This window comes from Meridianimarinicoccus aquatilis (assembly GCF_004358675.1).
GTDB lineage: Bacteria > Pseudomonadota > Alphaproteobacteria > Rhodobacterales > Rhodobacteraceae > Meridianimarinicoccus > Meridianimarinicoccus aquatilis.
In genome coordinates this window covers 1-8,027 of record NZ_SMZO01000096.1, presented here as the reverse complement: position 1 = coordinate 8,027, position 8,027 = coordinate 1, and the positions used below count along the sequence as shown (strand labels likewise).

The 8,027-nt window shown below is 58.6% G+C and carries 9 protein-coding genes and 2 pseudogenes; 3 read left to right on the top strand and 8 right to left on the bottom strand.

All coding sequences use genetic code 11. The features are described from left to right. A partial coding sequence (locus E2L05_RS19880) for an RES family NAD+ phosphorylase (protein ID WP_133344727.1) occupies positions 1 to 348 on the top strand: 348 nt, incomplete at its 5' end. Between the two features lie 66 nt (positions 349 to 414). On the opposite strand, the gene E2L05_RS19875 is transcribed toward E2L05_RS19880, so the two are convergent. The 4 genes and pseudogenes from E2L05_RS19875 to E2L05_RS19860 form a co-directional block, all read right to left on the bottom strand. Then, on the bottom strand, positions 415 to 1,515 hold the full coding sequence (locus E2L05_RS19875) for a mandelate racemase/muconate lactonizing enzyme family protein (RefSeq protein WP_133344725.1): 1,101 nt from the start codon (positions 1,513 to 1,515) through the stop codon (positions 415 to 417). Between the two features lie 75 nt (positions 1,516 to 1,590). Beyond that, positions 1,591 to 2,301, bottom strand: a pseudogene (locus tag E2L05_RS19870) (IS6 family transposase). A gap of 119 nt (positions 2,302 to 2,420) precedes the next feature. Continuing rightward, positions 2,421 to 2,717, bottom strand: a complete 297-nt coding sequence (locus E2L05_RS19865; RefSeq protein ID WP_164687388.1) for a type II toxin-antitoxin system RelE/ParE family toxin — start codon at positions 2,715 to 2,717, stop codon at positions 2,421 to 2,423. Continuing rightward, the gene (locus tag E2L05_RS19860; protein ID WP_133344721.1) at positions 2,717 to 2,953 is read right to left on the bottom strand and encodes a type II toxin-antitoxin system ParD family antitoxin; all 237 of its coding nucleotides are present in this window, start codon (positions 2,951 to 2,953) and stop codon (positions 2,717 to 2,719) included. The genes E2L05_RS19865 and E2L05_RS19860 overlap by 1 nt, the downstream gene beginning before the upstream one ends. 991 nt (positions 2,954 to 3,944) lie before the next feature. On the opposite strand from E2L05_RS19860, the gene E2L05_RS19855 reads away from it, so the two are divergent. Further along, positions 3,945 to 4,670 carry a DUF3320 domain-containing protein gene (locus tag E2L05_RS19855; protein ID WP_133344719.1) on the top strand — a complete coding sequence of 242 codons (726 nt, stop codon included), beginning with the start codon at positions 3,945 to 3,947 and terminating at the stop codon, positions 4,668 to 4,670. A 389-nt stretch (positions 4,671 to 5,059) separates the two neighbouring features. Here E2L05_RS19855 and E2L05_RS19850 read toward each other — a convergent pair whose 3' ends face one another. From E2L05_RS19850 to E2L05_RS19840, 4 genes and pseudogenes are all read right to left on the bottom strand, one after another. Next, positions 5,060 to 5,710: a hypothetical protein gene (locus E2L05_RS19850; RefSeq protein ID WP_133344717.1), complete on the bottom strand. Its 651-nt coding sequence runs from the start codon at positions 5,708 to 5,710 to the stop codon at positions 5,060 to 5,062. Between the two features lie 23 nt (positions 5,711 to 5,733). Next, the gene (locus tag E2L05_RS19845) at positions 5,734 to 6,153 is read right to left on the bottom strand and encodes a hypothetical protein (protein WP_133344715.1); all 420 of its coding nucleotides are present in this window, start codon (positions 6,151 to 6,153) and stop codon (positions 5,734 to 5,736) included. 508 nt (positions 6,154 to 6,661) lie between these two features. Next, positions 6,662 to 7,003 (bottom strand): annotated as a pseudogene (locus E2L05_RS21380) (relaxase/mobilization nuclease domain-containing protein); the annotation flags it as partial. After that, a complete protein-coding gene (locus E2L05_RS19840; RefSeq protein ID WP_133344713.1) occupies positions 7,003 to 7,467 on the bottom strand; it encodes a ribbon-helix-helix domain-containing protein in 465 nt (154 codons plus the stop codon). The pseudogene E2L05_RS21380 and the gene E2L05_RS19840, both read right to left, overlap by 1 nt. Positions 7,468 to 7,640: 173 nt before the next feature. On the opposite strand from E2L05_RS19840, the gene E2L05_RS19835 reads away from it, so the two are divergent. Next, positions 7,641 to 7,949 (top strand): RES family NAD+ phosphorylase, encoded by a 309-nt coding sequence (locus E2L05_RS19835; RefSeq protein ID WP_165971826.1) that lies wholly within the window; start codon positions 7,641 to 7,643, stop codon positions 7,947 to 7,949. The last annotated feature ends 78 nt before the right edge of the window (positions 7,950 to 8,027 follow it).

The window sequence follows — 8,027 nt, the reverse complement described above, 5'->3', positions numbered from 1 at the left end:
GTTGCCAACGGGCTGCGCAAGGAGATCGCGCTGAGCGCCTTGACGCAGAAATCCGAAACGTATCGCCAATACAAGGCGGACCTTGATGGAGACTATGTCGACATTTTCGGAGCGCATCCGGAATATCATGATCCCGACGATGCAAGTTACCCTGTAGCGCAGGCTTTTGGACGGCGCGTCCGTGATGAAGGCGCGCGTGCCGGTATCCGTTATGAAAGCGTGCGTCACGCCGGACATGCAAACTGGGTCTGCTTTCGCCCGCCCCTTATCCAGAATGTGACGCAGGCGAAGCACTTCCGGATCGAAGTGCCCCGAACCGGTCGTGTGGTTGTGCGCCAGGTCTCCTGATCAAGCGGCCACCACGGCTTTGCCAAGTTGTTTGACCTTGGCCGCAAAGAGCCTGGGAAGGCAAGGTCATGCGGTCATGTCCTCATGTGCTGCGTTCAGTTTGTCCCAGTCGAAGTCCACGCCCGTGCCCGGCATGTCGGGGGCCACGGCCATGTGATCCTCGACCACCAGCGGGCGGCGGGTGTATTCGTCGATGGGGAAGGAATGGACTTCGATCCAGCCGGCATTGGGCTGCGCGGAAACGAGGCTTACGTGCAGCTCCTGCATCCCATGGCTGCAAACTGGGAGCCCATGCTTGCGGCTTAGTTCGGCCACCTGAAGCCAACCGGTGATGCCGCCGCAATTGCTGGCATCAGGCTGTATGAAAGACAGCCGCGCGTTGTCGAAGGCGCATTCGAACTCGTGGATCGTGTGCAGGTTCTCACCCATGGCCAGGGGCATCTCAGTCGCCTCAGCAATCCGGCCATAGCCCTTGTAGTTGTCAGGGATCGTCGGCTCCTCGAACCATGTCAGGTCGAAGGGTTCAAAGGCGCGGGCGGCCTCGATGGCCTGCTCCACGCTCATCGCGTAGTTGGCATCGACCATGAAGGTCACGTCCGGCCCGATCAACTCGCGCACCGCCTTGATGCGGGCGACGTCCTCCGCCAGCGTGGGCTGGCCGATCTTGATCTTCACGCCGTCGAAGCCGCGCGCGAGGTAGCCGCGAATGCTGTCCAAAAGCTTGGGTAGGGGAAAGTTCAGGTCGATCCCACCGGCATAGGCGCGGCATCGGGTGCCGGCGCCGCCCGCCATCTTCCACAGCGGCTGACCGGTGCGCTTGCCGCGCAGGTCCCAGAGCGCAATGTCGACCGCCGAGATGGCGAAGGACGCGATGCCACCCCGCGCTACGTAGTGCACATGCCATTGCATGGCCTCGTAGAGCGCCTCAACATCTTCGGCATCGCGCCCAACCAGAAACGGCGCAAGGTCATGTGTGATCATGGCGACAATCGCATGGCCGCCCCGACCACCAGTATAGCTGTAGCCGGTGCCTTCGCTGCCGTCTTCAAGTGTCACTGTAGCGGTGATCAGTTCGAAATGTGTGTGATCTCCGTGCTTGGCATCACTGAGGACCTCGGCCAACGGCACGTTGAAAAGGCGCGCGTCCACCCTGGCTATCTTTGTCATTGAGTGGCTCCCTTGGATCGGCCCGGCATTGCCAAGTTGTTTGACCTTGGCCGCAAAGAGCCTGGGAAGGCAAGGTCATGCGGTCATCTCGAGAGTGTAGGCGCTCCAGAGCTCCAAGGCATCTGATCGGGCGTGGCGGTATGAGGCAGAAGCAAGGTGGTAGCGGCGAGGTTTGAATGTCGTGTTGATCTGATCATGTGATGACAAGAACCGCTGGGCCTGCCGTGGCGACTTGAATCGCCCCATGATCTTTTCTCGTCGCCTTGTTGGTCGGTGGGCGCCCTCGATGCGATTGTTCAGGCCCTTGTGGGCGCGGTGATCCGCTCCCGGAGCTTGACGGGCGTTCGGCTTGATGTAGCTGCGCAATTTGTCGGTGATGACGACACGCGGTTGGCCAAATTGCGCGATCAGCCTTGCCAGAAAACGCTTGGCAGCCTTTGCATTTCGCCGCGTTTGCACGAGTATATCCAGCGCATCGCCATTGGCATCGACGGCCCGCCAGAGCCAGTGTTTCACGCCGTTGATGGGGATCACGACCTAGTCCAGGTGCCATTTGTCGTTTGGACGCGGCCGATCCCGACGGATGCAGGCGGCAAAATGCGCGCCAAACCGATTGACCCAAAGGCGAACAGCTTCACGGCTGACGATGACGCCGCGCTCTGCCAGCAGATCCTCGACATCAGCCGTGCTGAGCGCAAAGCGATGGTACGCCCAGACGGCATAGGCGACAATCTCGCGCGGGAAACGGAAGCCTTTCAGGCGTGGCATTGTCGATGGCGTATTCATGCCACAACCTCTACCCAAACCGCGATGGCCGAACAACTTGGCAATGCCGTTGTCTTTCCTGTCACTTGATAGGTTTTCTTGGTTTCTTTGGCGCATAAGCCCCTTATCTGTTAGTTCTCCTATCCTGACATTTGCGCAGTCACATTCATGTTCTGATGCAGCACGCGCATGATCAAAATACCTTCGTCGGCGATTACATAGACGATCAGATGCTTCTCATAGTGATGGATGCGGACTGGCGGGTGAAAATCGCGCCGTTCTGCGGCCATCTCTGGCATCGCGGCCAATATGTCGAACTTCTGGTTTAACCCGTCGAGATATCGTCGCCGCTGATCCCTGCCCCACGTATCCTGAGTGTATCTGGCAATGTTGCGGATATCGGCATCTGCGGCCCGACTGACCGTGAACGTGGACACTATTCGTTGTCCATTTCCCGCTGCAAGGCATCCATGCTGAACCCGTCGGCTACGCCGCTGTTCAAACCCTCGGTGATGGCCTTCTGCAAAGCCTGATGCTTGGCTTCATGTTCTTCCAAGGATCGTAGTCCTGCCCTGACGACTTCGCTCGCAGAGCCGAAGCGACCGGATTCAACCTGCGCCTCAATAAAGCCCGTAAAGTGATCCCCAAGGGAAATACTGGTTGTTTTTGCCATGCCCCGCCTTTCATCTAAATCTCTTCTTACCAACATATAACAAAATATAGCAACTGCCAATTTCCAACCCCTGTGCCTACCCCAGTCATTGGGTAGCTAGCAGGCGCACTGACTGGGCATCTGAGAGGACATCACCCCTGTTAAGCGAGAAAACCGGTGCATCGGCGCGGCATTTCTGGACTAAACTGGCTTAAAGAATTTGCGTGTGGAACGGGCCAAACACCAAGTCTTGCAGAAAGCCATTACTGAGGGTTTGGGCAGTGGCGTTGCCCCTGACAAGATCGGAACCGCGGCGCAGCGGTTGAGACCCGCGTGCCCAGCGTCAGGCGGGTCTCAACGGCCGGATCCGAATATCGTTGCCGACCACCTGGCGGCGTCCTGCTGGGCGTCGCTCCACAGTACCAGCACCGGGCGGATCAGGGCTACGAGGATAGCGGCCCGAAGGTGCTGGGTGCACTGCATCTACGGTGAATTCTGTAAACGGTTCTAGGTTCTTGGGGCATCACCCTCTTGTAGCCCCGCTTCCGATAGTCACACGCCACGTCCGTGGCAGTCGAAATTACACTGATGAAGGCCCGTAACTTATACCTCGCGCTCAGGCACTCGCTGCGCCGGTCGAGCAATTCCGAGGCACTTGAAGACCAGCGCACAGCCTCCAGTGCCACCACGAACACGGCCGCGTTTTGCTCCGCTGTTCACGCCAATGACCAGCGGTGTGCCCGATACGTTGTCCTGAGGCGAGAAGGTGTGCAGGCATAGATCCTGACACTTCAGAGATTTTCTCAGCACTGACATCAACACTGCCCTCAGTACTGATATCAACACTGCCCTCAGTACTAAGCGACCGACGCCGCGAGCCATATGGCGCAGACAGACGGTTTGAGCGCAGCGGACGATCACGCATCATGGAGGAAACTCATTCAGAAAAATTTGGTTTTTTCACAAGACATTCCCACAACGCTTTCATCAGACATGCAAAGGGAAAAACGTCATGATGAAACCGAAACACAAAACGTCGCGAGCGCAGCGAAAAAAGCACGCCACTGCAGCACAAGCCTCAGATCAAAGGAAACGAGCACAAGGCTTAGTACGCGTCGGAGTCTGGGTGCCTGCGGCCGACGCGAGGGATTTCAAAGATAGGGCGCGCGCGTCAACCGAGCAACATCTCGCCAAGCGCACACTCTCGCGACAACCGCAGAGCACTATGCCCGGCAATACCGCGCCTGAGAAGGAAACTCAGGTCGCGCCAAGTACCTTCCACGACCTTTCCCACCGCCCAGTCCTGATCGAAACCGCCCGGCAGATCGTGGCCGCTGAGGGACCTATTCTCAGTAAGCGCCTAACCAACCGAATTGCTCGCGCCCAAGGGTTCGCCAAAACCGGATGCACGATATTGGAAACGCTGTCGCATGTGATCGACGCGCTCGGCAACAAGACTGCCATAGGAGAACATGAGTGGATAATCTGGCCCGTTGGGCAGGATCCTGTTGGCGTGATGTCCTTCCGCAGCTTGCAGATCGCGGGCGAAAAACGGACTTGGAAAGAGGTGCCACTGCCCGAAAAACTCGGCTTGGTCCGCGAGTGCGCACAGACCTCTCCGGGCGGCGTTCCAAAGGCCGTCGCCGAGCGGCTCGGGTACAGACGGGTCACTGCCTCGTTCAAATTGGAAATCGAAGACCTTGAGAAGCGAATGGCCCAGATGGAGAAGGAGGCGTGACCGGTAGAGCAATTTCTGAAATGGTCTGCTGCTGCCAGCCCTCCTGGGCCATGTGCCGCGGCAGCAGACCGTTAGGCGTCATCTGAACAGCGCTCGGCTTTCAACTTGCCCCCTGGAAGCTCCCTCTCGATAGTGAAACGCCACTTCCATGGCCGTTGAAATTCCACTGATGAAAGCACGCAAGCGGCACCTCGCGCTCGAACGCTCAGAAAAGGTCGAGCAAGTCCGGGGCCCTAGAATTCATCCTATCCGGCGCCGTGGGGTCTGGCGCAAATTTCTGATCCCAGAAAAGAGCACACCCTCCCTTGGACACGGCTCTGGTGCGCATCGCCGGAAGGCGGATTTCCCCGCTATGAGGACTGGTTTTATCGCCATCCACAATGGCATCGTTACATCCCCGGCCCGTCGTCTTCACGCATGCTGCGTTCATCGGGGTCCATCTCAGGCGCGGCAAGCGCTTGTAGTGCCGCGATCCGTTTCTTGGCGCGCCCCCAGGACATCTCCGTCAGATCAGGAAAAAAAACGCACGGCGTCGGATCGGCAAGATCAGGCAACGTAACATCCGCTTCGGCCAGCGCGTCGATGCAACTTTGCGTAAGGAGGAGCACGACCCCACTGGCCCTTTCGGGAGCCACGTCGGAAAGCTCTTTCAGCTTTGCCGAGAAGCCCAAACCGGCCAGAAGACGATCAGCATCCGGACCAAAGGCGCCGGACCATAGAACGACCGGCTCAAGGCGCCTCAAAGCGTCCCCGCGCATCCGCGCCGCGCGGTCACCATTCAGGGACAATACAACATGACTACCCCGACGTAAGATACGGCCATCGGGCACGAGGCGCGGCAAGGCCTCGCAATCAAAGGCTTCGGCATGGGCGAGCGCGAAGGTCGCAGCAAGCGACCCTGATCCACCCTCAAGCAGCACGACGTCTTGTGCCGTCGCCGCGACGACGCTACCATCGCTGAAGGTCAGCCTGATCCGTCGAAAACGGTCTGAAACTTGCCTGCGCTCGACACCAGCCGCATCGCGCACGAGGACCATCATGCGACGGTAGAATTCCCTTGCACTCAGGCTTGATCGTCCAACATCGCGAACAGACGCGCCCAATGATCCTCGGTCGCGCTCTGGCGCGCCTCTATTGTCGACAGTCGCTTTTCCAGGCCCGCCTGTGAGCTGCTGACCTGGGAGATCACCTCCCGGGTCAGCCTCATGTCCGACGACATCTCTGCCGCGAGATCCCCGAGCGTGTCCAAGATTGCGCCCAACCTCTGGGCCAGATCTTGGCGATCCGGGTCCCCGTTCTGCAGCAGATCCGCCAAGGGAAGCAGCGCGCGCACGTCGTCTTGGATCATTTCCGCCGTGACCTGGTGCTTCTCCGACTTCTTGGTCAGGTCCGTCAGCCCGGCCACCACCTTGCGAAACAGCGGACGGATTTCCGGGATTTTCGGCTCTTTCAGCTCGGGCTCTGATACGCTGGGCTCGCCCATCTGCGATCTCCTGTTGTCGTTGAAATATTGGATCAAGCCTGTTCCGAAAAAGCCTGTGCAGGACTTGCAACTCCAGAACGGGCCGAAGCTCGGCCAGCAGTCTGGCAAGGCGGAACCGCTGCCGCACAAAGCGCGGCTTCCAAGCAAGGCCAAGCTGTGACGCGCTTATTGTCTTTTGGTTCGGCGCGACAAACTCGTAAAATTCGTGCTCGTCGTCACTGCGCGCCGACCGCATCTCATATCCGCCGGGCTTGGCGGCCAAAGCCCGGTTGAGAGCGTGCACACTCTGGGGTTGGCATTCTGCAAAGACGGAGTTCAGATCGTCAATCAAATCGGCGGGAATATCCCTCTCGCGCGCCCGTCGTTTGGGGATGCTGGATTGCTGCCGTACGGCAGCCTTTTCTTCGAAATACGCAGGGATTGGCAAGCCGAGCCGCAGCGCGTGCAGTCTGTGCAAATCATTACAAAGCCCTTCGGACGCTCTGAACGGCACCTCGCGGCCCGTGAAGGTCGTCAGCATCAGGACAATATGCGCATGCTCTTGCGTCGTATCTGTGTGTTTCCACGCCGCCCAAGGCATAGCCTCAGGCCGCATGTCCATATGGCGCAGCATCGTCTTGATCAGATCCTGCCATGCAGCGCGCGTCAGGGACCGTTCAGGGGGCAAGGACAGGGTGATGTGCAGCAGCGGTGCCGAAAATGGGACAAGTTTAGCGACTTGGCTCGCTTGCTGATAGGCCTTGATAGGGCCGCCCTGCGGCAGCGTACCGCCAAGTGGGATCGCGCCTTCCCGGCCATCGTAAAGGATAACAGTGCGTGCTTTCGTATGTGGGTTAAAATGTGGGCGCATCAGTCAGAGGTAGTTGGCTCTATGCCAGGAGCTGGTGCATCTGCTGCTGAATTTGAGCCCAGTTTAAGTGTCGCAACAGTTGGCGGTATATGGCGCCGCTCTGATCCCAATGCCTCTATAACCTTTGCTTGCAGCTCTCTCAGTATCCGTGCAGCGGTGCCCAACTGCCGCGTCCCCTTGGGCTGACTTTCCGCGCGATTGCGTTCGGCTATATACACCATTTCGTTCGCTGCCAGACCAATCTCGCCAAGATAGATCGCGATGTCGTCTTTGCTGGATGCGCCGTAGCGATGAATTGCAGCGCGCAAGAACTCCGACCGGTTGCCGAACCCAAGGTCCTTCAGTCTCAGATCGAGCTGCGCACTTTCGTTCTCAGTCAGCCGCGTTGCCCAAGAAACGTTTCGGTTGGCATACGCGCCAGAAGACCGGGTTTGCCTGCGGCGCGCACTGGGTTTTCTTGCCATCGCTTTTGACCTCCGTTCATCTTTTCCAGCTCTGGAGGGAGCATAGCCATCGCCTTTGGAAACATTTATCCTAACGTAGAGGAACTCAGCCCGACCGGCGGCAGAAATGTACTGACTGCACCTGAAGGTGGCGAGTTGCCAACGGGCTGCGCAAGGAGATCGCGCTGAGCGCCTTGACGCAGAAATCCGAAACGTATCGCCAATACAAGGCGGACCTTGATGGAGACTATGTCGACATTTTCGGAGCGCATCCGGAATATCATGATCCCGACGATGCAAGTTACCCTGTAGCGCAGGCTTTTGGACGGCGCGTCCGTGATGAAGGCGCGCGTGCCGGTATCCGTTATGAAAGCGTGCGTCACGCCGGACATGCAAACTGGGTCTGCTTTCGCCCGCCCCTTATCCAGAATGTGACGCAGGCGAAGCACTTCCGGATCGAAGTGCCCCGAACCGGTCGTGTGGTTGTGCGCCAGGTCTCCTGATCAAGCGGCCACCACGGCTTTGCCAAGTTGTTTGACCTTGGCCGCAAAGAGCCTGGGAAGGCAAGGTCATGCGGTCAT